The 23541-nt window shown below is 44.4% G+C and carries 25 protein-coding genes, 1 pseudogene and 1 riboswitch; of the genes and pseudogenes, 21 read left to right on the top strand and 5 right to left on the bottom strand.

The features are described from left to right. On the top strand, positions 1-330 hold a 330-nt coding region (locus H2C83_RS10185; RefSeq protein ID WP_281364138.1), incomplete at its 5' end, for a transketolase-like TK C-terminal-containing protein. Between the two features lie 78 nt (positions 331-408). Here the strand turns inward: H2C83_RS10185 and H2C83_RS10190 are convergent. Further along, on the bottom strand, positions 409-1164 hold the full coding sequence (locus tag H2C83_RS10190) for an arginase family protein (protein ID WP_181740368.1): 756 nt from the start codon (positions 1162-1164) through the stop codon (positions 409-411). Between the two features lie 236 nt (positions 1165-1400). Here H2C83_RS10190 and H2C83_RS10195 point away from each other — a divergent pair, with 236 nt between their 5' ends. Then, the gene (locus H2C83_RS10195; RefSeq protein WP_181740370.1) at positions 1401-1994 is read left to right on the top strand and encodes a TetR/AcrR family transcriptional regulator; all 594 of its coding nucleotides are present in this window, start codon (positions 1401-1403) and stop codon (positions 1992-1994) included. A gap of 57 nt (positions 1995-2051) precedes the next feature. On the opposite strand, the gene H2C83_RS10200 is transcribed toward H2C83_RS10195, so the two are convergent. Beyond that, complete coding sequence (locus H2C83_RS10200) at positions 2052-2906, bottom strand: DUF6612 family protein (protein WP_181740372.1); 855 nt, start codon at positions 2904-2906, stop codon at positions 2052-2054. A 242-nt stretch (positions 2907-3148) separates the two neighbouring features. On the opposite strand from H2C83_RS10200, the gene H2C83_RS10205 reads away from it, so the two are divergent. From H2C83_RS10205 to rraA, 3 genes are all read left to right on the top strand, one after another. Next, a complete protein-coding gene (locus tag H2C83_RS10205; protein ID WP_181740374.1) occupies positions 3149-3412 on the top strand; it encodes a class I SAM-dependent methyltransferase in 264 nt (87 codons plus the stop codon). Positions 3413-3473: 61 nt separating this feature from the next. Continuing rightward, positions 3474-4280 (top strand): hydroxyethylthiazole kinase, encoded by an 807-nt coding sequence (gene thiM, locus H2C83_RS10210; protein WP_181740376.1) that lies wholly within the window; start codon positions 3474-3476, stop codon positions 4278-4280. Positions 4281-4455: 175 nt separating this feature from the next. After that, positions 4456-4935, top strand: a complete 480-nt coding sequence (rraA, locus tag H2C83_RS10215) for a ribonuclease E activity regulator RraA (protein ID WP_181740378.1) — start codon at positions 4456-4458, stop codon at positions 4933-4935. 50 nt (positions 4936-4985) lie between these two features. On the opposite strand, the gene H2C83_RS10220 is transcribed toward rraA, so the two are convergent. Beyond that, complete coding sequence (locus tag H2C83_RS10220) at positions 4986-6293, bottom strand: nucleobase:cation symporter-2 family protein (protein ID WP_181740380.1); 1308 nt, start codon at positions 6291-6293, stop codon at positions 4986-4988. A 124-nt stretch (positions 6294-6417) separates the two neighbouring features. Further along, positions 6418-6520, bottom strand: a riboswitch (purine riboswitch). Positions 6521-6796: 276 nt separating this feature from the next. Between H2C83_RS10220 and H2C83_RS10225 the strand changes: the two genes are divergently transcribed. The 6 genes and pseudogenes from H2C83_RS10225 (at position 6797) to H2C83_RS10250 (ending at position 12878) form a co-directional block, all read left to right on the top strand. Further along, positions 6797-8545 (top strand): B12-binding domain-containing radical SAM protein, encoded by a 1749-nt coding sequence (locus tag H2C83_RS10225; protein ID WP_181740382.1) that lies wholly within the window; start codon positions 6797-6799, stop codon positions 8543-8545. A 278-nt stretch (positions 8546-8823) separates the two neighbouring features. Beyond that, positions 8824-9639, top strand: a complete 816-nt coding sequence (locus H2C83_RS10230; RefSeq protein ID WP_181740384.1) for a YitT family protein — start codon at positions 8824-8826, stop codon at positions 9637-9639. 128 nt (positions 9640-9767) lie between these two features. Further along, positions 9768-10812 (top strand): annotated as a pseudogene (gene fni / locus H2C83_RS10235) (type 2 isopentenyl-diphosphate Delta-isomerase). Positions 10813-10964: 152 nt separating this feature from the next. Then, positions 10965-11444, top strand: a complete 480-nt coding sequence (locus tag H2C83_RS10240; RefSeq protein WP_181740386.1) for a MarR family winged helix-turn-helix transcriptional regulator — start codon at positions 10965-10967, stop codon at positions 11442-11444. Between the two features lie 341 nt (positions 11445-11785). After that, a complete protein-coding gene (locus H2C83_RS10245) occupies positions 11786-11935 on the top strand; it encodes a hypothetical protein (RefSeq protein WP_181740388.1) in 150 nt (49 codons plus the stop codon). Between the two features lie 4 nt (positions 11936-11939). Next, on the top strand, positions 11940-12878 hold the full coding sequence (locus H2C83_RS10250) for a hypothetical protein (protein ID WP_181740389.1): 939 nt from the start codon (positions 11940-11942) through the stop codon (positions 12876-12878). Between the two features lie 62 nt (positions 12879-12940). Here the strand turns inward: H2C83_RS10250 and speE are convergent, their stop codons facing one another. After that, entirely contained in the window at positions 12941-13789 is an 849-nt protein-coding gene (gene speE / locus H2C83_RS10255; protein ID WP_181740391.1) for a polyamine aminopropyltransferase, read from the bottom strand. A gap of 180 nt (positions 13790-13969) precedes the next feature. On the opposite strand from speE, the gene H2C83_RS10260 reads away from it, so the two are divergent. The 8 genes from H2C83_RS10260 to H2C83_RS10295 all read left to right on the top strand — a co-directional run bounded on the left by H2C83_RS10260 (position 13970) and on the right by H2C83_RS10295 (position 20281). Beyond that, entirely contained in the window at positions 13970-14419 is a 450-nt protein-coding gene (locus H2C83_RS10260; RefSeq protein ID WP_181740393.1) for a MarR family winged helix-turn-helix transcriptional regulator, read from the top strand. 136 nt (positions 14420-14555) lie between these two features. Next, entirely contained in the window at positions 14556-15377 is an 822-nt protein-coding gene (gene racE, locus H2C83_RS10265) for a glutamate racemase (RefSeq protein WP_281364139.1), read from the top strand. 81 nt (positions 15378-15458) lie between these two features. Beyond that, entirely contained in the window at positions 15459-16499 is a 1041-nt protein-coding gene (locus H2C83_RS10270) for a GerMN domain-containing protein (RefSeq protein ID WP_181740395.1), read from the top strand. Positions 16500-16728: 229 nt separating this feature from the next. Beyond that, positions 16729-17502 (top strand): ribonuclease PH, encoded by a 774-nt coding sequence (gene rph / locus H2C83_RS10275; protein ID WP_181740397.1) that lies wholly within the window; start codon positions 16729-16731, stop codon positions 17500-17502. Positions 17503-17601: 99 nt separating this feature from the next. Then, on the top strand, positions 17602-18243 hold the full coding sequence (locus tag H2C83_RS10280; RefSeq protein ID WP_181740399.1) for an XTP/dITP diphosphatase: 642 nt from the start codon (positions 17602-17604) through the stop codon (positions 18241-18243). Continuing rightward, positions 18240-18737: a metallophosphoesterase gene (locus H2C83_RS10285; RefSeq protein ID WP_181740401.1), complete on the top strand. Its 498-nt coding sequence runs from the start codon at positions 18240-18242 to the stop codon at positions 18735-18737. The genes H2C83_RS10280 and H2C83_RS10285 overlap by 4 nt, the downstream gene beginning before the upstream one ends. A gap of 351 nt (positions 18738-19088) precedes the next feature. After that, complete coding sequence (locus H2C83_RS10290) at positions 19089-19298, top strand: hypothetical protein (protein WP_181740584.1); 210 nt, start codon at positions 19089-19091, stop codon at positions 19296-19298. 374 nt (positions 19299-19672) lie between these two features. Further along, positions 19673-20281: a transglutaminase-like domain-containing protein gene (locus H2C83_RS10295; RefSeq protein WP_181740402.1), complete on the top strand. Its 609-nt coding sequence runs from the start codon at positions 19673-19675 to the stop codon at positions 20279-20281. Between the two features lie 218 nt (positions 20282-20499). Here H2C83_RS10295 and H2C83_RS10300 read toward each other — a convergent pair whose 3' ends face one another. Next, the gene (locus H2C83_RS10300) at positions 20500-20907 is read right to left on the bottom strand and encodes a BC1872 family protein (protein ID WP_181740404.1); all 408 of its coding nucleotides are present in this window, start codon (positions 20905-20907) and stop codon (positions 20500-20502) included. Between the two features lie 177 nt (positions 20908-21084). On the opposite strand from H2C83_RS10300, the gene H2C83_RS10305 reads away from it, so the two are divergent. Continuing rightward, positions 21085-21597, top strand: coding sequence for a GNAT family N-acetyltransferase (locus tag H2C83_RS10305; protein ID WP_181740406.1), 513 nt, complete (start codon positions 21085-21087; stop codon positions 21595-21597). 304 nt (positions 21598-21901) lie between these two features. Then, positions 21902-23536 (top strand): ribosomal protection-like ABC-F family protein, encoded by a 1635-nt coding sequence (abc-f, locus tag H2C83_RS10310; RefSeq protein WP_181740408.1) that lies wholly within the window; start codon positions 21902-21904, stop codon positions 23534-23536. The last annotated feature ends 5 nt before the right edge of the window (positions 23537-23541 follow it).

Genomic DNA, 23541 nt, shown 5'->3' on the forward strand with positions numbered 1-23541 from the left:
GCAACGGGTTCGGAAGTTTCTCTGGCGATGGAAGCGCAAAAGGTGTTAAAAGAAAAAGGCATTGATGTCCGCGTGGTCAGCATGCCATCCTGGGATCGGTTTGAAGCACAGCCGGAAACATACAAGCGGGAAGTGCTTCCTCCGCAGGTGAAAGCCCGTGTGGCGGTAGAAACGGGTTCCCCCCTGGGCTGGGAACGGTATACGGGCGATGCCGGAAAAATCCTGGGGATCGATGTCTTTGGCGCATCGGCACCGGGGAATACTGTCATGAAAGAGTTCGGGTTTACCGTGGACAATGTGGTAAGACTGGTCGAGTCTGTTGTGAAATAATTATGTGCAAAATCAATGAAAAAGCACCTGGACTTGTGGTCCGGGTGCTTGCTTTTTTGTTTCCTTAAGGGACTTGATTTAAGAAGATGAGCCGGAAAAAACGGATTGCAGGATGGCCAGATTGGTTTGTTCATTTAAACGCAGTTCATTGGCATAGCGCCAGACTTCCACTGGAGAAACGGGAAGTTCACCACAAACATCCATCCCGAGAATGTTTTTTTGCCGCATCAATTTCTTGAGAGCGGACAGCAGATCCTGCAATTTCATTTTTCCCTGATCCCAGTTGGTAACCGCATAAGCACGGTCTAATACATCTTTGTCAATACTGATATAAATATTCCTGGTGGGAATGGCTGAGTCAAGGTTTTCCCAATGGCCAGTTTCCGGCCAGAGAATGATCTTATCTTTCAAATCAGGAGAATAATCTTGAAATTCGGAGCAAACACCAATGATCAATGCCCGTTGGAGATTGGGCAAGTTTGCCAGGGATCGTGCCACCCACGAACCGCAAGATAACAGACCTTGCTCTGAATCAGAAAGTTTTGTATCTGTATGGTTATCAAACAGGATCAGAGTAAAGGGGCGATCGATTTTGCTGAGAAACAGGCAAGTAACATAGTGATAGTTGCCATTTCCAATAAATGTAATGCCGTGCCCCGCCTGCTTTGAAATCCGCTCACTGATTTTTTTCAGGGCCCGGTGTGTGCAAAACAGGTTTGATTCAGGAATGTCACTTAGTTCGATCCAGTCTTTGGCAAAATGCGAAAGCCTGGGTTGTGTCTTGTAAGCACCATCAAAATTCAGGAACGTAACATCCTGAGATAAAAGTCCCATGTTCATCATTTCCTTTCTTCATGAAAACGAAATGAATTCAGAGGAGCAAGCGAAAATGTTTTAATATTATTCCCTGGATTGACTAAATAAAACGCACTTTACATTTTGTGAAATTTTGCCAAGTATTCGGGACAAGTTTGGGGCAATTGCCTGAATGGAATTGATACAAACCTGTATGATTGGTATGATTTGATTAATAGTTAAGAATTTTAAATTAGAGAAAAGAGGAGTCTTTCATGAAATATGCTACAGGAATTGAAACGAAAAAAAGAATTGTTGATGCGGCGTTCAAACTGATGGCACATCGGGGATTTGATGCGTTAAGCATTGATGATATTATGAAAAGTATCGGGAGGACAAAAGGGTCTTTTTATGTTCATTTCAACAGCAAGGAAGAGTTGCTGTATGAAATCATGGAAACCCGTTTGGACCGCGGATATAACCAATTGGCCGATGAAATTCTGGAGGAATTGTCCAGGGAACCTTGTCAGGTTCGGCCACTTCTGGAAAAAATAACAAAGGAAGTTTATTCGAGTCTTGGAGAGAACCGTTTGACCTGGACATCGGCTTTTTATCATTTACTGATCCACTCCCGAAAAAATGAGGTTGTGCAAACATGGCTGAAATCCAATGCGGAACAGTGGTCATCTCTCTTGAACCATGTTGTAGAAAAAGGTCAGGAGACAGGGCAAATCCGGACGGATGTGGATGCCCAGGTCATCACCAATATGATGATGGGGATAGTGATGGGTTATGATATCCTGTACATGATTGACCGTCCTGTCAATGATGAGGAAGTGAACCTGATTCATGACTGGATGTTTGTGTGATTTGCCGTGTATAAAAAAACCAACCGCATAGCGGTCAGTTTCAAATGCGAATGCTTCTTATATTCTCTGGGCGCTGTTTTTTACTTCTTCGGGTACCTGAATGGTTTCTGTATATTCCCCTTTCAGGTTCATTTCAAGATGCTGGTCGATAGTTAAAGTCGATCCTTCAACAGGGAATGATATTTTCATATCTTGTGCGATTCTGGTTTGTTTAAAGGTTTTTTCATCAATCCAGATTTTCTGGTTAAAGTTTTCGATTTTCATCTGGTCCAAACTTCCCAGGTTTATCCCGCTGGAGCTTTGGAAACTTGATTTTAACTGTTCCTTCAGCATATCCTGAAAAGAAGGATCGTTATTGAGAGCGGTCAGGTTCATTTCCAGTACGTAAGCACCGGAAGCCTTGTTTAGAGTAATTCCTTCCGGCAGTACGTTTCCACCCATTTTTTGAATCAATTGTTCAAGTTGTTTTAACGCAGCGGTCGGATCTTGTGATGCTTCAAAAGCAGATGTGTCCATCGTTGCTTTTGCCCAGCCTGCATCGGGAACTTTGTTGTAAAAAGTGTTTTCCACCAGGTACATTTCGATTGGCAACTGCATCCCGTTGGACTCAACAGAACCTTTTACATGAAATGCGATCGGATTTGACGTTATATTGACGGTAGATTTGATCTCTGTTTTGAGAGTTTGTGACAAGTCACCGCTGGACGTTGTAATATTCTGGTTTGACTTTAAATCATATGTATAACCGATCTGATCCATGGTCTGGATCGATTTGTCAATCACTTCGGTTGGAGTCAATTCGGGAGCCGCTTTGTCGGCTTCAGGATTTTTTGTCCCGTCACTGCTGCATCCGCTGATAAGTAGAAGACCGGAAAGTATGGCCACAGAAAACAGTTTCCAAAAATTTCGCATAAATGATTGCTCCTTTACCTTGAAATCATATGTGTATAATATTAACATAAATAAAGCATTTCAAATATTGTAATTATGTCAAAAATGATAAATTTGACACCTTTTTCAAGGCAAAATGGGAAAATTTTTCTTTGGTGGAGTTTTAGCATGGCTGGAGAGTTGCACTGTTAATATTTTTATTCTGGATTTTTTTGAATTAAAATACGGAGGTTTGTGAATGCCTTTACAAAGAAAAAGCAGAAATGTATGACCTGCTTGTTTCGAAACAACCGGATGTTGTCTCCATGTTGGGAAAAATCAGACCGTGGCGGGGGTTGGATGTGATTGACCTGAGGGCGGGTACGGGGAGACTTGCCTGCCAGCTGGCACTTGAGGCCCATTTTGTTATTGCACTTGATCAATCTTCAGCAATGCTTGAGGTTGCCACGGAAAAACTGGAAAAGATGGGGTTGGATAATTGGAATGGGCGGGGGTATGGTGGCGCGAGTTCCCGTAAAAGGTTATAGTGAAACAAAGAGGGAAAATGGTTTCATCGATCTGGTTTCGACAGGAAAGGATTGAGATTGAATGAATCAGGATTGGTACAAACTTTTGCCTCGAGTAAGAAACGAACAACCTCTTGTTCACAATATCACCAATGTCGTTGTCACCTCCTTTACAGCCAATGGTTTGCTTGCCCTGGGAGCCTCCCCCGTGATGGCCTACGCCAGGGAAGAAGTAGCGGATATGGCCAGGCTGGCCCGTGCCGTTGTATTGAATATCGGTACTCTGGATCATACTGTGGTAGATGCGATGATTATTGCCGGAAAGTCGGCCAATCAGCAGGGAGTGCCCGTTATTTTTGATCCGGTTGGTGTGGGGAGCACTGCTTTCCGGCTGGAAATGGCCAGGAAAATCCTGTCAGAAGTGAAAGTTTCCGTGATCCGCGGAAATGCCGGGGAGATTGCCGGGTTGATTGGGAAAACCGGTATGACCAGAGGGGTAGACGCTCTGGAACAAGAAGCGGGGAATCTTGTGGAAACGGCCGCAACCTGTGCCCGGCAATACCGGACGATTGTGGCCATGACCGGAAAGGAAGATATCCTGACAGATGGTGTTACACATTATATGGTGCAAAATGGTCACCCCATGCTGACGAAAGTGACCGGAACCGGTTGTTTGCTGTCATCTGTTCTGGGAGCGTTTGTGGCAGTTGAAGAGAATCATTTGCTGGCCGCTGTTTCCGGAGTGGCAAGCTATGGGGTTGCAGCTGAACTGGCCGCCAGGAAAACCGGCGAAAAAGGTCCGGGCCATTTTCAAATCCTGTTTCTGGATCAATTGTACAGGCTTTCTGAAGAAGATCTGTCATCTTTGGGACGCATTCAGAAATTATAGGTTTTCAGGTTCAGGAGGTTTTTAACCGGATAAAAACCGAAGCAAAACCGGCGGGAAAGGACCAGCCCTGTAACGTCACAGAAACGCTGGTTCCGCCGGTCGGTCTTCCGGTTTGTGATTTTTGGTGTCCTGTCTTTTTTGAAATTTGTATTTAATCTGAAAGGATGAATGACTGATGAAAACTGCAGACCTGTGTGACCACTATGCAAGCCGGTTAAGTGTATGTGAAGATGTTTTCAAATCTTTTGGCAAGAAAAAAAGCTTTTCCGGGCCGATCAGAACGGTGAAAGTTTTTGAAGATAATGTATTGGTCAAGGAAGCCTTGAATACAATTCCCGCCGGTTCCGTACTGGTTGTCGACGGGGGCGGATCAAAACGGTGCGCACTGATGGGAGACCGGCTGGCTGCCATTGCCGTCAGGCAAAAACTGGCCGGAGTTATTATCAATGGATGTATTCGTGATTCCGCAGAAATTGATCAAATGGATATCGGAGTGCTGGCCTTGGGGACAAATCCGTTAAAAAGCCGTAAAGAAGGAAAAGGCGAGCGGGATACGACCGTCTCTTTTGCCGGAGTCCACTTTAAACCGGGTTGGTATGCGTATGTGGATGAAGACGGAGTGGTTTTGTCTGAACAACCTCTGTCTCTGGATTAAAAAAGTCCTCCCACTGCAAATTGTGGGAGGAGTATTTTTTAGAAGGTTTGTCAGGAACTTTGCTGGATGGATGGGGATTTCTTTTTGACACCGCGAAGCAAGCGGAATAACAGATGCATGGCCACCGCAGTTACACTTCCTGTTACGATTCCGCTGTTGGTTAACAGTTGCAGATTTTCCGGCAAAGCCCTGAAAAGATCGGGGACAGCCGTAACACCCAGTCCCATCCCGATTGAGCAGGCGATGATCAGCAGGTTTTCATTGCTGTTGAAATCAATATCACTCAGGATGTGAATTCCGGATGCAATCACCATGCCAAACATGGCAATCATGGCTCCGCCCAGAACAGCAGGCGGGATGATAGTGGTAATAGCTGCGATTTTCGGGACCAGCCCAAGCAAAATCAGGATAAATCCGGCAACCGCGACGACATGGCGTGATTTCACCTGGGACAGTTGCACCAGGCCCACATTTTGTGAAAAGGTTGTATAAGGAAAAGCGTTAAAAATTCCTCCAATGATGGTGGCGATTCCTTCCGCCCGGTATCCTCGGGTCAAATCCTGAGACTTCAGCGGCTGGTTGCAGATTTTGCCGAGTGCCAGAAAAACGCCGGTCGATTCAATCATGCTGATTAAACTGACCAATACCATCATGAAAATGGCACTCGCTTCAAAAGCAGGTGTTTGAAAAAAGAATGGCCGCGGCATATGAAACCATGAAGCCTGTCTTACCGTACTCAGGTCTACCTTGTCCATAAAACAGGCAATGATGGTACCGGCGATCAATCCGATCAACACAGAAATGGAACGGGTAAAACCATCAAACAGGCGATACAGGATCAAAATCAGGATCAGTACGCCAAAACCGAGTAACAGATTGGATGGCGCCCCGAAATCGGGTGAACCCTCTCCGCCGGCGATATTGTTGATCGCTACCGGAATTAATGTCAGTCCGATGATGGTTACTACTGTTCCGATTACAACGGGCGGAAGCGATTGAACAAGCTTGCCGAGGATGCCTGAGAAAAACAGCAGGATAATCCCCGAGACGATAATGGCTCCATATACGGCGGCCATTCCGAACTGCGAACCAATCGCGATGATCGGGCCGACAGCGGTAAAAGTACAACCAAGAACAACCGGCAGTCCAATGCCGGAAAAACGGTTGCGAAAAATTTGCAGCAACGTGGCTACTCCGGATGTAACCAGATCGATGGCGATCAAATAGGCGATCTGCATGGGAGTCAGCTTTAAGGCGTTTCCGATGACGAGCGGAACTGCGACAGCGCCGGTATACATGGCGAGTACATGTTGAAATCCGAGTAAAGCAATTTTCAATCGATGATAACGGTTGAGCATTATGGACGCCCCCTGGAGAAAAGAATTAAAAAGCAAAAGCTCATCAGAAAAATCTTTCACAAAACGACGGCATGAGTGAAAGACCTGTCTGATGAGCTTTCTGGCAGGTTCCGGAAAAGAAAGGGTTCTTTCCCCTTTCACTCGTAGTCAGGTTATTTACGGTAACCTGGTAAGAGACTCGCAGACCATATTTCTGCAATTATACGAGTGTTGGCACTTAATCGATTTATGATCAGATTTTAACAAAATCCATACAAAAAGAAAAGAGAAATCGACTAAAAAACGAATGTTTTATTTTATTTTCGTTGTAATTGTTCGTTAATTTGCCGGCGATTTCCGGCGGACGGGTCATAAAAAACGGGGGATTGACGCTGTGCCTATTCGACCGTATGCTGGACATGCAGACTTTGGCAATAGCAATGAAACAGTCTGTTAACCTGTGCAGAACCGGGAAGAATGGATAACGTGTCTGGAAAAATGTTGAAACAAAAGAGGTTGAGAGGATGAAAGTTGTTTTATCCACCTTAAATGCAAAATTTATACACACTGCTTTGTCATTGCGTTTATTAAAGGCCTATTGCAATCGTGATTTTGCTGTGGAAATGGCTGAATATACCATAAAAGATCCGGCGATGACAATTGTATCCGATTTGTTTTCCCGCCGGCCGGATGTGATTGGATTTTCCTGCTACATATGGAATATTGAGAAAATCATCCTGGTGATTGACATGTTAAAAAAGGTACTGCCTGAAGTAAAAATTGTTTTGGGTGGACCGGAGGTTTCCCACGATACAAAATACTGGATGGAACGGATTCCGCAAGTTGACTTTATTGTTTACGGGGAAGGGGAGCAGACTTTTCATCAGCTGCTTTCGGAAATGGTGTTTCGCCAGCAATACGATCAGGTATTGGGTTTGGCTTATCGCAACGGAGAAGAGATCGTCATCAATCCTCCACGGCCACAACTCAATCTGGATGAGATTTCTTCACCATACCGTTTTAAGGAGGATTTGCCCCATCTGGCCAATCGTGTGGTGTATTTTGAGACAAGCCGGGGTTGTCCGTTTACCTGCCAGTTTTGCCTGTCGAGTACAGAGGTGGGCGTCCGGTTTTTTGATATTGAGCGAGTCAAAGAGGATCTGCTGTACCTGATTGAGAATGGAGCCAGGATCATAAAGTTTCTGGATCGGACTTTCAATATTAATCGGGATTATGCGCTGGAAATATTTCAGTTCCTGATTGACCATCATCAGGGGTGTGTTTTCCAGTTCGAAATCACCGCTGATATTATGCGTCCGGAAGTATTGGACTTCTTGACGAAAAATTCGCCCCCCGGGATTTTCCGCTTTGAAATTGGGGTTCAATCAACAAACGATGTGACGAATAAAGCGGTAAAACGAAGACAAAACTTTGCCAGGCTGGCGCAAACGGTCACCAGGATCAAGGAAAGCGGCAGGATTGCCCAACACCTTGATTTGATCGCAGGCCTTCCTTTTGAAGATTACGAACGATTCAGGATAACATTTAATGACGTGTTTGCCCTTGAACCGGAAGAAATGCAGTTGGGATTCCTGAAAATGCTTCGTGGAACCGGATTGCGCGAGCAGGCAGACCAATACGATTATGTTTATATGGAACAGGCTCCCTATGAAGTTCTGGGGAACAGGTTTCTTTCTTTTGAAGATATTGTCCGCATCAAACGGGTGGAAGATGTGCTGGAGAAATATTGGAACGCCCATCGAATGGACCATACCATCCGGTTTTTGATTCAGCATGAATTTCCGTCAGCATTTGATTTCTTCCAGGAGTTTGGTGACTATTGGGAACAGCAGGGCTGGCAGAGAATCGGACACCAGCTGGAAGATTTGTTTGTCTGTCTCCTTTCTTTCCTGAAAAGCCGTCATACAAGGCAATTGCCTGTGATCCTGGGCCTCATGAAATATGACTATTACCTGAATCATCAGCATCGGCCGCGCAAAGTCTGGTGGGACTGGACACTCGACAAGAAAGAACAATCCGCTTATTTGCGAGAAGCCCTTCAGTCTCCCGAACGGGTATCCGGGGATTTCAGGGAGCAGGCTTTCAGTGAGCGACAACTGTTCAAGCATGCAGTGATTGAACAATTGCCATTTGATTTGAAACGTTATCTGGAGAGCGGGGAGATTATCTTCCGGAATCAATTGTTGCTGGCCTGTTATGAGCCGGGGAAAAAAGTGAAAATTTATACCATGAATCCGCAAGAGATTTTGTAATTGTGGAATGCCATGAACCCTTCCGCACTTATTGGAAGGGTTTTTTAACGTTGATTATAACAATTTTAACAGGAAAACAGCTATGTTCTCTTTGACAAGTCCAAACTTCATCGATATGGCAGATCCGGCAAATCCACCTGCCAGGCAAAATTTGGATATCACTTCCCTTCTGACCAATCTCTTTTTTTCTAAAAAAACTATTGATTTGTAGACTGTATTGATTCATATTGTATGAGGTATATGATTTTGCTGGATAAATAGAAAGAAGAAGTGGTGTTATGTTTATTCGGTTATTGGTCATTATTTTTTCCTCTATTCTCATTGCGTTTTCCTGGAATTCATTTTTATTGCCTCATAAGGTACTGAGCAGCGGAGTTGCAGGGATTGGCATGATTATCAGTCTGTTGACTCCTATCAATACCGGTTATATCAATTTTGCATTGAATATTCCCCTGCTTGTTCTGGGGTTTGTGAAGCTGGGGAAAAAGTTCATGATGAATACGATTTTATCGGTTGTGGTCATATCCGGTGCCTTATTGTATTTACCGGTTAAGCCACTTTCTACTGATCCGATCCTGTCTGCGGTCTTTGGCGGGGTATTGGCCGGAATCGGAATTGGACTGATCTTTCGTTTTTCCGGGTCGACTGGCGGTCTGGACATCATTATCTTTTTGCTGGCAAGAAAAAAAGAAACTCCGCTGGGGACACTCACTTTTACCCTGAATGCCATTATTATCCTTATTTCAGGCTTCCTGTTTACATGGGATATTGCTTTGTATACGATGTTGTCCATCTATGTGACAGGGAAAGTTATTGATATGATTCATACCAGTCATTTGAAGTTAACGGTCATGATTATTACCAATAAAGGTGAGGAAGTTAAGCGGAACCTGATTTCCAGGCTGGTTCGGGGCATTACCATTGTTGATGGAGAAGGAGCTTATACGAAAGAGAAGAGGAAAGTTCTGTTCATGATTATTTCCCGTTATCAATTGTCTGAGGTGAAAAAAATCATTCGGGAAAGTGATCCGGGAGCTTTTGTCAACATTATGGAGACGCTCGATGTCATGGGATCATTTCACAGGGACTTGTAACAGAAGGTGACCGCAACAGAAAAAATTTGCGGTCCTTTTTTGTATTTGGCTTATTGCATGAAGAAAGGATGTTTTGCGTTAAACTATAGTCAGATTTTGGATGAATTTCAGCAGAAAGGACAGGATTTATGAAACAACCTGGCAACACGCAAAAAAGAAAAGATGAGCATATTCAAATCGTGCTGAATGAAAATGTAACAAGCGATAAGGTGACCACCGGATTTGAAAAATATCGCTTTGTGCACCAGGCATTGCCGGAGGTGGATCTCGAGGAAATCGATCTTTCCACTGCCTTTTTGGGAAAAGTCGCTTAAGGCTCCTTTATTTGTCAGTTCGATGACAGGAGGAACCCGGGAAACCGGTGAAATTAATAAAAGAATGACTATCGCCGCGCAGGAATGTGGCTGGGCAATGGCTCTGGCCATGCGGGTAGTTCTGGAACATCCGGAAATACAGCATACTTTTCAGGTACGTCGTTATGCTCCCGATATCCCGATTATTGCAAATATCGGAGCCGTCCAGTTAAATAAAGGAGTGGGTGCCGATGACTGCCGGCGCCTGGTTGAGATTGCCGAAGCGGATGTTTTGGTTTTGTATCTCAATGCGATGCAGGAAGTTTTCCAGCCGGAAGGAGATGTTGATTTCAGGGGGCTGTCAAGCAAAATTGAGAAATTGTGCCGGCAATTGTCCATACCCGTTGGCGTGAAAGAAGTGGGATGGGGAATCAATGGTGTTCTGGCGAAAATATTGTTTGATTGTGGTGTACAGTTTGTTGATGTAGCTGGAGCCGGAGGCATATTGTGGAGTCAGGTGGAAAAGCATCAAACCGGTCACCCGTTGCTGAAAAAAGCGGTCCAGGCTTTTACCGATTGGGGAATTCCAACAGCGGAGTGCATTCTGGAAGCAAAAAGTATGGCAAAAGCCCGAACGATTCTTGCAAGCGGAGGCCTGAAAACGGGAGTAGATGCGGCAAAAGCGATTGCCTTGGGCGCCGATTTGGCCGGATTGGTGCGTTCGCTGTTGCCTGCTGCTATTGATCCGGATTCCGAGAAGATGGTAAAGCGGCTGGAGCTGGTGATGCTGGAAATGAAAATCGCCATGTTTGGGGCAGGAATTACCTCCGTTTCAGACTTGAAGGAAAGTAACCGGCTTGTTTATGAGGCTTCCGGTTAACTTTTCTCTCAGGATCAATTTATGGATTTCGACAAAAATATGAATTTTGGGGTTCAGATAGATTGATTTTTTCTTGATCATGATAATATTTAGATCGATTAAATATTAATGGCTTTAATTAATGGAAGGTTTTCGGAAAGTGGGGGAGACTCATGGATCATGGAAATATATTATCGCGGATTCAGGCATTGACCTATTCCATTACCAGAAAAATCGGTCATCAGATTGAAGGAGTTTTGTCGGAACTGGGATTGACCCGCGGGCAATTTTATATTTTGAAAACCATCGAATCCCAAGGGAAATGCCGGGCAACAGATATTGCCAACATGATGGAGGTGAAGCCAAGCGCCGTTACGTTAATGATTGACCGGCTTGAAGCACGTCGGTGGGTAAGGCGTTCACAGGATACAAGTGACCGGCGTGTCATTATTATTGAATTGACCCCGGAAGGAAAGGAAGTTTTGGAAAAGGCCAGGAAAATTAGCGATGAGGTTGTCAGGCGTTATTTTGCCCATTTGTCTTATGGGGATTTAAACCATCTTCTGAAAATTTATGAGAAACTTGAGAGAATTGCCGTTGACAAGCATGAGAAATCAAAAGGGGAGAAAGGGAACAGAAGGGCCAGGCAATGAAAAACAGCAAAAAAAGCCTGTTACACAAAGCAGATTGCTATGCAGGACAGACAATTGCAGGTACGTGAGTTGAAAACAGCAAGGTGAAGGTACCGTTTCAGGCAATTTTTTTGGTATGATTAGAATGATAATTGAAAAATCAGCGAACTGTCGGTTTCTCTAAACTTTTTTATAACCGTGACTTACTTTAGCCAAAAGACAATGTTTTTTATGGCTACCAGAATATCAGAAGCATTCATCGCCTGGCGAGTGTTTCTCTTCAGGCACAACCATGGTTTCGATGATGATTTTGATAAAAAGATCTGGTATTATTGGTGGACAGTCAGTCATAGAATACTTGTGTGAAATTTCAACGGATGACAGGGATGGCTGTTTTTGCCGTCGGCTTTAACAAAGATATTTTCATAAAAAAGGAAGGTCTTTTCTATGCAGCTACCAGACTGGTTACAGAGTTGGAAATGGGATCAGCGGTGGCGGGAAACAGGATTTGACTTCTTGGATGAAGCAACTTATTTGGATGAACTGATACAATTCATGGATGGGGAAACGGACTTGATCGTTTTTGCCGAAGCTAGCAAATTAGGGTATGCGCGCCAGATTGTGCTTGCATATCAGCCATTGGTTGAAAACCAAATTTTTGCTGTATTTCAGGGTCAGTCTGTGTATACGTTGGCCATTCCAGCTGATCTGGATGAAGTTTGCCGTTTTTCCGAACATTACATATCCCCGGGTTGGCAAATAAATCAAAAACGGCTGCCATCAAATACCTTTCCCCGGGTTTGGCGGGGGACCAGCCAGAGGCCGTTGGCGCCTTTAACAAATGAAAATTTGAAACTGGCTCCTTTTTATATAGGAGTCGGTCATTATGAAAATGAAATGGTCGATATGGAAAATCGTGCCGCATTTAATCCTTTCCTTCATACGGACCGCATGGTAATGGCAAGTGCGGACGGAGGACAGGTTTCACAATGGTATACGCGCTATTCCGGTTCGATTTTTTCCATTTACCGGATCCCCACGGAAGACGGGCGCGGGATTTTTTATCTGTTTGTCCATTATTGTCCATGTCCTTTTGTCAAGGGAAAGCAACGCATCCTTGATCAGTTGTCAAAAGAGAAAAAATCAGCCGCCAAGTTACCGGCAGATGTTCCTGTTGATGTGATTTTTTCGTTATCCGGTTTCTTTTTCCAACAGCTTTATACGATTGAAGAGTTGAAAAAAGAAGCAATTCAAGGCAATTATGAATGGTTTATTCATTTATTGGGATATCTGGATTGTTCGCTTGTACAACAGGAAAATCAGGATATAGAACAAATGCTGGCCGATTTTGCCTGTTGCAATCATCAAACCATCCGGCAAGAGGTTGCCACATTGGCCCAGCTTCACGGTTGGCAGAGTCTCCTGAAACAATTGGAAAAACAGGATGTCAACTAATGTTATAAAGGAGTCAGGTTGTGTGCCTGGCTCCTTTTTCAATACCTTGGTCAAAAAGTGAGTTATTCAATTTTCAGGAATTCCGGCAGGTCAAAACAGGATTGCAGGATGGATTGATTGACGTACTTCGTGTCCTTGTGAAAATCATCGACACAGAGATCCCGATACTTTCTGGATCCCAAAGTGAAACTCCAGAATCCGCCCGGGTAAGTGGGAACGGTTGCAGTATAAACTTTGCAAACAGGAAACAGATTTCGAATATGGCCGATGGTTTCTTTCATGACGGAGCGGTGGAACAGGGGAGACTGGCTCTGGCAAACCATTAATCCGTCATCTTTCAAGGCATGGTAGATATTTTTATAAAAGCTTTGTTCAAACAGCGCTTTGGCAGGTCCAACCGGATCGGATGAATCAACGATAATGACATCGTAATGATTCCTGATCGCCTGTACATGTTTAATGCCATCGTTGAAAATAAATTGTACACGCGGGTCGGAAAGATTTCCCGAAACAGCTGGCAGATGCTCCTTGCAAACGTCAACGACCATTTGATCGATTTCCACCATATCTATTTCTTTTACCTGCTCATATTTGGCAACTTCTCTGGCGGCCCCGCAATCGCCTCCGCCGATAATCAGCACACGTTCGGGCTCCGGATGGATTGACAGCGGAATATGGGTGATCATCTCGTTATAAATGTGTCCATCCAATGAAGTTGTTTGCACGACTCCGTCCAATACCAGCATTCGTCCAAAATCGTAAGAATCGAGAATCATTACGTGCTGAAAAGGAGAGGATCGGGAAAAGATAATCTCTTTAATGCGATAGCTTACTTTCATATTTTCCCGTTCATCTTCTACAAGCCACAGGTCCCCGTTGATTTTCCGGAGAAAGCTTGATGATTCGCTCATATTTATGAACCTCCCTGATTGTGTATGTATGATTTCGACAAATCATTTTATCAAATGTTCTGCCCTTTTTGCAGTTGGAAGAATCCCTGCTTTTTTGTGCCATCCGTTTGTCAAGCTTCTTATTTTTTAATATACTTTTTCTGAAAAGCTTCTGATTAATGCATGACAAAGGAGAGGCTTATGGAGAATAAAGAGCCCATCCCCAATGAACGCTTTGCTGAGATCGAACGGTTACTCAGGAAAATCAGTGTGATTGTCAAGAGAAAAGGCAGAGAAATCCTGAACCATTTTCCCGTTACTCCTCCCCAGTTAACAGCCTTGTTGCTGCTCAGGGATGAAGGAGATTTAACCATTGGCGAACTGAGCCAAAAGATGTTTCTGGCATGCAGTACGATGACTGACATGATTGACCGGATGGAAAAAAACGGGGTTGTCAAGCGGGTAAAAGATGAAAATGACCGGCGTGTTGTGCGGATTCATCTGCTTGATAAAGGGCGCCAGATTATCCATGAAGTTCTGGCTGCGCGTCGTCAATATCTGGCAAATGTCCTGTCCCATTTGTCATATGAAGAAACGGAACAAATCAAGACACACCTGTCTGTTTTATACGAGGAAATGAAAAAAATGTGAGGTTATCCTCCATTCTTGACTGAATGGAGGTTTTTGTATGGACAGGTTCCAAAAAGGCCGGTTCTAAATATGATAAGATGGATGAAAATGGTTTTACAATGCGTTGGACGAATAAGAACAGGAGTTGGATTTCAACATGACGCAGCATATGAAAGAGCAAGCGATCGGCATTCTGGATTCCGGAGTTGGCGGACTGACCGTGGCGCGTGAAGTCATGCGGCAATTGCCCCGGGAAACCATCTACTATGTCGGGGATACGAAGCGTTGTCCATATGGTCCCAGAAGTATGGAAGAAGTTCAGACATTTACCATGGAGATCGTTCAGTTTTTGATGGGGTTTCCTCTGAAAGCGATTTTGATCGCTTGTAATACAGCAACAGCAGCAGCATTGGATCTGGTAAGAGAACAGATTAACGTTCCGGTGCTTGGGGTGATAGAACCCGGTGCCCGGGCAGCGATCAAAGCGACCCGGAATCATACGATTGGTGTTATCGGCACACAAGGAACGATCCGAAGCAAAGCGTACGAACGGGCACTTCGGCAAATTCATCCGGGTTTGGCCATACACAGTCTGGCCTGCCCGACACTGGTGCCTTTGGTGGAAAGCGGTTTGAGCCATACGGCGATGGCGGACAAGGTCGTGGGTGAGGCGCTGGCTCCGTTAAAGAAAACTTCGATTGACACCCTGATCCTGGGATGTACCCATTATCCGCTGTTGACCGATTCAATCCGGAAAACGATGAAAATATCTGTTTCAATCATCAGTTCCGCCGAAGAAACTGCTGCTGAATTGAGTACCATTTTGCAGCACCAGCAATTGCTGTCACAGCAGCGCTTCCCGCAACACCGTTTCTTTACCACGGGTTCGACAGAAACTTTTACAAAAGTTGCAGAAGAATTGTTCGGGAATCCGGTCATTGTCGAGCAAATTGATCTCGGCTCGCTTACCGTCGGATAAAAATTGATAAATTTAGTGCTAAATCCCTCCAGGGCTCGTATACATGTAGTAAATGACTTGTCCTTGGAGGGATGATTGTTCATGCATAATCGATGGTTTTGGGCATCAGCCTGTTTTTTGCTGGTTCCGCTGGTGTTGAGCGGTTGTGTGTTTGGGCCGGAAAAAAATGCATCAAAACCGATTGATCCGCCGCCTGCCGATATAGAGCAGAATACATCAGAAGTGACGGCAAATCAGGCAAAAAAAGAAGAAGCCGAACAGACCCTGGGAGTCGAACTTTATTTTATGACTCATACCGGCCATCTGGCTCCATATACCCTGAACCTCCCATCGTCAAAAGGAATTGCCAAAGAAGTATTAAAATTCATGGTAAAGGATGGGCCTGGACAGGCCATGCTTCCCAAAGGATTCACCCCGATCCTGCCAAAGGGGACGCAAGTGAAAGCACTGAATATTCAGGACGGAGTTGCAACCATTGATTTTTCCAAAGAATTTTTGAATTACAAACAGGAAGAAGAAGAGAATCTGTTAAGTGCGATTACGTGGACCTTGACCGGTTTTCCGACCGTAAACGAGGTAAACATTTGGGTCGACGGAAAGCTGCTTTCCGCAATGCCCAAGGGAAAAACCCCGGCACAGGGTTTGACCAGGAAAGATGGGATCAATCTGGAGGTAGCCAAGGGAACCGACATTACCCGCAGTATGCCGGTAACCCTTTATTTCATAGGGCAATTGCCGGATAACCATACTTATTACGTACCTGTTACCCGAATGGTTAATGCCTCGGACAATGTAGGTGAAGTGGTTATTGATGAACTGGTAAAAGGGCCGCAATTGCAATCCGGATTAAGTGCAGCGCTTGATACGACACTCAAAGTAAACAAGGTGCAGGTGAAAGGGGATCTGGCGGTTGCCGATTTCGGGGAACAGCTGCTGCAATACGGAAAAAATGCCGCTTCCGAGGATGCTCTGCAAACGATTGTACTTTCCCTGACCGAAAATACGTCAGCTGAAAAGGTAAAGCTGATCGTCAATGGAAAACAGAATATCACGGTGGAGGGAGAAAAGACAGTGAGTGAACCGGTCTCAAGACCTAAATTCATTAATCCCAATAAATCCTGACAAAGGATCAAAAGTTTGGGCGAAATCAGTTGATGAGCCTGCCTGAAGGTCCAAGGCTAGAGCGGCATGACTGCTTCCTGGGAGCAAACCGGTCCTGAAAATTGCATCAGGGTTTTTGTTTTCAGCTGCAAGGAATGAGTAGAATTTCATTCCTTTTTTCTTTTCTGATTCTGAATTTGTTTTGCGGGTATGCTATACTAAAGGAACTTGGCACAGGAGGGAAACATCATTGAGAACTGATGGACGTGCAAACAATGAACTGAGAAAAGTGGAGATGGAACGCGGGTTTATCAAAACGGCAGAAGGTTCGGTTTACATAACAGTCGGGGACACGCGAGTGATTTGTACCGCTACGGTGGAAGACCGTGTCCCCCCATTTTTGAGAAATTCCGGGAAGGGCTGGATTACGGCGGAATACTCCATGCTTCCCAGAGCAACCCAGCAAAGAACGATCCGGGAGTCCAGCCGGGGAAAAGTAAGCGGGCGAACGATGGAAATTCAACGACTGATTGGCCGGGCGCTTCGTTCTGTTGTGGATCTGTCGGCTATCGGAGAAAGAACGATTTGGATTGATTGTGATGTGATCCAGGCTGATGGAGGTACCCGTACCGCCTCGATTACAGGGGCGTATGTTGCCCTGGTGGATGCGTTGGCTCCTCTTGTAAGAAATGGAGTTCTTTCGACAATGCCGGTCAAGGATTTTCTGGCGGCGACCAGTGTGGGAATCGTGGGGAATCAAGTATTGCTGGATCTCTGTTATAAAGAGGACTCTTCGGCGACGGTCGATATGAATATTGTTATGACGGGCCTGGGGAAATATGTTGAAATTCAGGGGACGGGCGAGGAATCACCTTTTTCCGGTGAACAACTGACCCATTTGCTGGAGTTGGCGAGAAAGGGTACGATGGAATTAATCGGCATGCAAAAGGAAGTTTTGGGAATGGATGCCGATTTGGTAGGGGGAGCACCGGCAGATGAAAGTTCTTCTACCGCTTCCTTGTAATTGAAGGAAATGCCCATGAGCCTTGGTCTATGTTCATGGGCATTTTCGATTTCTATATTCTGCTGGAGCAAACAGGAGGGAAGGGAAAGACCCAACGAAATGAAGAAAAAATGGCCATTTCCTGAAATAATTATTGCAACAGGAAATATAAATAAATTAAAGCAATTTCAGGAACTGTTCGGTGAGTATTTGCATCTTGATGTAAAAGGATTGAAGGACTTGCCGGAGATGCCCGAGATCGTCGAGGATCAGGATACCTTTGAAGGAAACGCCCGTAAAAAAGCAGAAGTCATATCGCAAAGATTGAATGCCCCGGTTGTTTCCGATGATTCGGGCCTGGTGGTGCCCGCGTTAAATGGCGAACCAGGTGTTTATTCCGCCAGATATGCGGGAAAGAAGGCAACGGATGAAGAAAATAACTGCAAACTGTTGCAACGGATTAGGCCGCTCCCGCCGTCCCGGCGCAAGGCTTACTATGTTTGTGCGATGGCGCTGGCGATTCCGGGTGAACAGACGAAAATTGTGCGGGGCGAATGTGAAGGGGTTATTATCAGCCAGCCGAAAGGAAACCGGGGATTTGGCTATGACCCCATTTTCTTCTTGCCTTCTCATATGAAAACGATGGCGGAACTCTCCAATCAACAGAAATTTGCCATCAGTCACCGTGGCAAAGCGACCCGGCTTTTGATTGAGGAGATGAAGAAAGCCTATCACTTCGAGAGTGAGGGGGGAAATCCATGAAAGTGTTGGTGATTAGCGACTCTCATGGCAGAACGAAATTACTCAACGAGATCGTGGAACGCGTCAGGCCGGATCATGTCATTCACTGTGGCGATTTTTGCACCAGCCGGCAAAACCTTCCCTCGGGTTCCCTAACTGTGGTCAGGGGCAATTGTGATTGGGAAACGGTACCGGAAGAACAGATTTTTGAAACGGGCTCACTCCGTTTTTTTGTCACCCATGGCCACCGTCACCAGGTGAAATATTCGCTGTTGCCGATTCGGTACCGGGCGCAGGAAACAGGAGCCGATATTGCCTGTTTTGGCCATACCCATTTACCGATCTGCGAAAAAGACGAGGGAATTTTACTGATCAATCCTGGCAGCATTTCGTACCCGAGGGGATTTAAATACCGAACTTATGCCGTCCTGGAGAAAAAAGAGAATCAGCCATTGAAGGTCTCTTTCTATAAGGTGGATGGAAGCCCGGTTCCGGAACTCGCATATGAAGAATAGAATAAAAATGGGGGATGCTTATTGGAAGCAGATTGGCCTGATTTTTAAGGGGTAGCGTTCGCTCGAGGCCAACAGGGATGAAACGGCGCCTGAAAGCGAACGCCAAAGTGCCCTTGGCCATAGTTGAAATGATCGAATCCCTGACGGTCATCCCATAAAGGTGCATGGTGGAATGGAAAAAACGGTTGACGGAGAGAGCAAACTGTTATAAAATATTTCTGTCGCTAACTTGATATGAATATGTCCCAGTAGCTCAGCTGGATAGAGCAGCGGCCTTCAATCAGGAGCCTCTACAGGGAAACAGAAACCTGTAGAGTGGACGGCACTATATCGGTGAAGCCTTAACAGGTCATGCTGATGGTAACACCGAGGAAACTTGCGATCTCTTTTAAAGGTGCTACTATGAAACATCATACAAAGGATCAGGGAGATTTAGGAGTTTTGAAGGCTCAAGTTGATCCTGCAACCTTTAACAAGTTGATCAGCTTGAGGGTAGAGACTCCAAAGAATAATCAGGTGCAAAATGTGAAATTTGCTCATGATTATCGTGAGGTTCCGTAGAGACTATACGTGCCGCACCTGAAATGGTGAAGATATAGTCCAGACCACAAACAATGTTTGTTGGTAGCGAAAGCTATAGTGGTATGCTAAGCCGTCGGTCGGGAGTTCGAATCTCTCCTGGGACACCAAAAGATTGAATGTGAAGCGTTCTCCTTAAGATCTGGTCAGGCGGTTAAGGGGAACGCTTTTTTGTCAGGAATATTTGAACCTCTGCAGAAGAAATGTACTTATACTGAAAATGCGGTGAGGCTTTTGGGGTTTTCCTTTTTATATCGTTGGTTGTATAGTTTAAGTCAATTACACCATAATTGTAGATGTATTAAATTGGATGTATAATTATTTGAAAATTCAGTGTAGTATGGAGGATATGATTAATGGAAGTAATTCCCGAGTCAGTGAATATTAAAGACTACTTGGATGAATTGGACGTAGTTGATTATTCTCATCCTTTAATCAGGCAAAAGGCTGACGAGTTGTTTTATGATGAGCAGTCCGAAATTGAAAAGGTGAAGATTGCTTTCGAATTTGTTCGGGATAAAATTTCTCATTCATGGGATATTCAAAGTACAAGAGTTGTTTGCAAAGCCTCTGAGGTATTCAAAAACAAAGAAGGTATCTGCTATGCAAAATCTAACCTGTTGACTGCTTTGCTAAGGTTACAGGGAATCCCTGCAGGTTTTTGTTATCAACGTTTGATGATATTTGATACACCAGACAAAGGTTACTGTCTTCATGCACTTAATGGAGTGTTTCTCAGGTCATTGAACCGATGGATCCGTATAGATGCTCGTGGAAACAAACCGGGTGTACAAGCCCAATTTTCTGTAAATAAAGAAATTCTGGCATTCTTGCCCCAAGAAGAGTTTGGCGAAAAGGATTATCCAATCATTTATACCAAGCCTAATCCCAAAACAATTGCTACTTTAGAAGTAAATACAAATGCAATTAAGATGTATAAACATCATCTACCGGATTATATATAAATATACACAATATAAATTTTAAGGGTTCTGTAGTATTACGATGATTGCATGTAAAGCTTTTTCTGTGCAACTGTATGATGAATATGGATGATAAACCGGCATAATACTTTTGTTCGCATTTACTATGATTTTTGAATTTATAATGATGGTTGTTCAACATGAGTTTTATATAAAAAAATGGAGGAAATGAAAAAGCCCACCATCGGTGAGCCTTTTTCCTATTCCCAATACCCTTTTATCGCATCCAGTGCTGCCAGGCAAACCGATTTGGCCATCGATTCACTGACGCCCGTTCCGCTTCGTTCCTCTTTCTGGAACTTCACGCTGACCTGTTTGCCGGCACTTTTGATTTCATAATCAAATCCCAGATTCTGCATCCGCTTGACTACTTTCCAGGCATAGTGGGGCAACACACTGTAACTTTTCAGCAGATGCTCTTCCAGAAGAGAGGGCCCCATCTCCGGATTCTTCAGAAAAAACTTTTTCCAGATGTTGGTTGTCAATACCATGCCCGGGAAAACCATCTCCGGACATCCTTCCTTCACCACGATCAATCCCATCACTTCATCAGCGATCCGTTCATCCAATTGCCGTCTTAACTGTGCTTCTCTCTGTTTGGGATGCATTTTTGCTCTCTCCTTGTTTATTTTTTTAGTTTCTATCATAAACGATAGGAAGCGCAGGGAGTAACATTTTTTCCTTGTGTAATGGTTTTTCCGGGAAACTCCTGGCCATTACCGAAGCTTATGTCTATTTTTTTATGAAATCTCTATGCCGGTTTTACAAATAGGGGAGGTTTTATCATGAATTCTGAAGTGACGATCCGAAAAGCTGTTGAAAATGATGCTGAACAGATCATCCAGCATACAAAAAAGGTATTAAAAGAAAATCCGGATGTATTTGCTACGACTCTTGAGGAGTATAATATGAGCGTCAAAGAAGAGAAGAAATGGATCAAACTTGTTAAAAAACAAGGTTTGTTAATCGTTGCAGAAGTGAATGGTACGATCATTGGAATGCTTGATTTTGAATTATCCCCGCGTAAAAAATTTTGTCACCAGGGAAGTTTTGGCATGAGTATCCAGGAAGCATTCACCAATAAAGGGATTGGAGGTTTATTAATAAAAACATTGCTAGCATGGGCTGAAAAAGATAACAGGGTGGAAAAGGTTTCCCTCGAGGTATTTTCAAATAACAGGCGAGCCATCCATGTATATAAAAAGTATGGTTTTACAGAGGAAGGTATAAGAAAAAAACATGTTAAATCAGGGCCTGGTGAATATCTGGATGTTATTTTAATGAGCCGATTTGTTTGACCATCATTGACAGATGTGCTTGTGCCAGGTAGAATGAAAGCACGAATAACAAAGGAGGTGGGGAAGGTAAATCAGACTGGTAAAGGCATGACGGAAATACAGAAATATTTGTGGATTCGTCGTGCAATTTTTTCTGTCGCATGGGTACAACGGGATACGTATGTCCTTTTTTAACCATGCGAATAGAAAAATGCCAGGAAGAGACATCTTGCCCATGACCGGATATATTTTCTTTTTATGGATGGCAGATCGGCTCTGCCATCTTTTTTTGTTGTGTCTCTTCCTTTTTAAGGAGCTAGACGAAATGATTATTTGCCAAATGCAGCAAGCAAAGCAAACCTATGGGGCAAATACCGTTTTTGAAAATGTAACCTGTGAAATCCGGCAAGGAGAAAGAATTGGTGTTGTCGGGCGCAATGGCACGGGAAAAACAACACTCTTAAAACTGATCGCCGGCCAGGAACTGCCTTGTGAGGGCCAGGTCACCTGGAAAAAAGGTCTTTCCATTGGTCTTTTGGATCAAATGCCTGATGTGGATGGTGATAAACGGGTATATGATTTTCTTTTTGAAGGATATGGAGAATTGATAAAAATAAAGGAAACAATGGCTGAACTGGAGCAAAAATTGGCTCAGGAATCAATCGCCCCGTCATCACTAAATAAATATCTGGATTGTTATGGGCGTTTGCAGGAGAAATTTCAGCAAGATGGCGGGTATGAAGTGGATGCCAAAATCAGAAGAGTGGCTCACGGGCTCCAGATTTCCTTTTTGCTTGAAAAGAAATGGAAACAGCTGAGTGGCGGGGAAAGGACAAAAGCCGGACTTGCCAGGCTCCTTCTGATGTCCCCTGATCTGTTGTTGTTGGATGAACCAACCAATCATCTGGACTTGCCTGCCATTGAATGGTTGACAGAATTTCTGTCCCATTATGATGGAACCGTCGTTTTGGTTTCCCACGATCGTTATTTTCTGGATGAAGTCGTTACCCGGATTTTCGAATTGGAGCAGGGGGAACTTCTTGTTTACCACAGCAATTATTCCGGTTATGTAAGGGAACGGGAAGAACGGGTCTTGCGCGAATTTCAGCAATATCAAGACCAGCAAAAGAAAATCAGAAAAATGAAAGAAGCGATCAAGCGCTTGAAAGATTGGGCCAATCGTTCCAATCCGCCCAATGAGGGATTGCACCGGCGGGCAAAAAGTATGGAAAAGGCATTGGAACGGATGGAAATATTAAAAAAACCGATTCTGGAACAAAAGAAGATTTGTCTGGATTTTGGGACAGCCCATCGAAGTGGAGAAGATGTGGTGATCCTTGATGGTGCCAGCAAACGGTTTGACAAAAGGGAACTTTTCCGCCATGTTGATCTGCACGTTCGTTTCCGGGAACGGGTTGCCATTGTCGGTAAAAACGGGAGCGGAAAATCGACCTTGCTGAAAATGATCATGGGCATGGAGACTCCCGATGAAGGCGAAGTATTTACAGGAAGCAATGTCTCGATCGGTTACTTGTCTCAACACAATCAGGAAGTGGATCATGAGAAAACCATTCTGGATGAGTTTCGGGATAAAATTCCCGTGACTGAAGAGGAGGCGCGACGGATTCTGGCGCGGTATCTGTTTTATGGCAATACCGTATTTCGGAAAGTGAAAGCATTAAGCGGTGGCGAGCGCATGCGGCTGCGTCTGGCCCAGCTTGTTTATCGGCATCATAATTTGCTGATTTTGGATGAACCGACCAACCATTTGGATATCGATTCAAGAGAAGTGCTGGAAGAAGCCTTGTCCGGGTTTGAAGGAACCATTATTGCTGTTTCCCATGACCGCTATTTTCTGGATCGGATTTTTCCCATAACGTATTGGCTGAAAGATCATACTTTAACCCGTTATGAAGGCAATTATTCGTATGCCAGACAGAAAAGGCAACTTGATCAATGACGGGC

This window comes from Thermoactinomyces mirandus (genome assembly GCF_013868055.1).
Classification (GTDB): Bacteria; Bacillota; Bacilli; order Thermoactinomycetales; family Thermoactinomycetaceae; genus Thermoactinomyces; species Thermoactinomyces mirandus.

Bases quoted from the DNA above. Each gene is read 5' to 3' on its own strand.
- H2C83_RS10190 (WP_181740368.1), bottom strand. From the start codon at position 1,164: ATGGGACTTTTATCTCAGGATGTTACGTTCCTGAATTTTGATGGTGCT.
- H2C83_RS10195 (WP_181740370.1), top strand. From the start codon at position 1,401: ATGAAATATGCTACAGGAATTGAAACGAAAAAAAGAATTGTTGATGCG.
- H2C83_RS10200 (WP_181740372.1), bottom strand. From the start codon at position 2,906: ATGCGAAATTTTTGGAAACTGTTTTCTGTGGCCATACTTTCCGGTCTT.
- H2C83_RS10205 (WP_181740374.1), top strand. From the start codon at position 3,149: ATGTATGACCTGCTTGTTTCGAAACAACCGGATGTTGTCTCCATGTTG.
- thiM (WP_181740376.1), top strand. From the start codon at position 3,474: ATGAATCAGGATTGGTACAAACTTTTGCCTCGAGTAAGAAACGAACAA.
- rraA (WP_181740378.1), top strand. From the start codon at position 4,456: ATGAAAACTGCAGACCTGTGTGACCACTATGCAAGCCGGTTAAGTGTA.
- H2C83_RS10220 (WP_181740380.1), bottom strand. From the start codon at position 6,293: ATGCTCAACCGTTATCATCGATTGAAAATTGCTTTACTCGGATTTCAA.
- H2C83_RS10225 (WP_181740382.1), top strand. From the start codon at position 6,797: ATGAAAGTTGTTTTATCCACCTTAAATGCAAAATTTATACACACTGCT.
- H2C83_RS10230 (WP_181740384.1), top strand. From the start codon at position 8,824: ATGTTTATTCGGTTATTGGTCATTATTTTTTCCTCTATTCTCATTGCG.
- H2C83_RS10240 (WP_181740386.1), top strand. From the start codon at position 10,965: ATGGATCATGGAAATATATTATCGCGGATTCAGGCATTGACCTATTCC.
- speE (WP_181740391.1), bottom strand. From the start codon at position 13,789: ATGAGCGAATCATCAAGCTTTCTCCGGAAAATCAACGGGGACCTGTGG.
- H2C83_RS10260 (WP_181740393.1), top strand. From the start codon at position 13,970: ATGGAGAATAAAGAGCCCATCCCCAATGAACGCTTTGCTGAGATCGAA.
- racE (WP_281364139.1), top strand. From the start codon at position 14,556: ATGACGCAGCATATGAAAGAGCAAGCGATCGGCATTCTGGATTCCGGA.
- H2C83_RS10270 (WP_181740395.1), top strand. From the start codon at position 15,459: ATGCATAATCGATGGTTTTGGGCATCAGCCTGTTTTTTGCTGGTTCCG.
- H2C83_RS10280 (WP_181740399.1), top strand. From the start codon at position 17,602: ATGAAGAAAAAATGGCCATTTCCTGAAATAATTATTGCAACAGGAAAT.
- H2C83_RS10285 (WP_181740401.1), top strand. From the start codon at position 18,240: ATGAAAGTGTTGGTGATTAGCGACTCTCATGGCAGAACGAAATTACTC.
- H2C83_RS10290 (WP_181740584.1), top strand. From the start codon at position 19,089: ATGCTGATGGTAACACCGAGGAAACTTGCGATCTCTTTTAAAGGTGCT.
- H2C83_RS10295 (WP_181740402.1), top strand. From the start codon at position 19,673: ATGGAAGTAATTCCCGAGTCAGTGAATATTAAAGACTACTTGGATGAA.
- H2C83_RS10300 (WP_181740404.1), bottom strand. From the start codon at position 20,907: ATGCATCCCAAACAGAGAGAAGCACAGTTAAGACGGCAATTGGATGAA.
- H2C83_RS10305 (WP_181740406.1), top strand. From the start codon at position 21,085: ATGAATTCTGAAGTGACGATCCGAAAAGCTGTTGAAAATGATGCTGAA.
- abc-f (WP_181740408.1), top strand. From the start codon at position 21,902: ATGATTATTTGCCAAATGCAGCAAGCAAAGCAAACCTATGGGGCAAAT.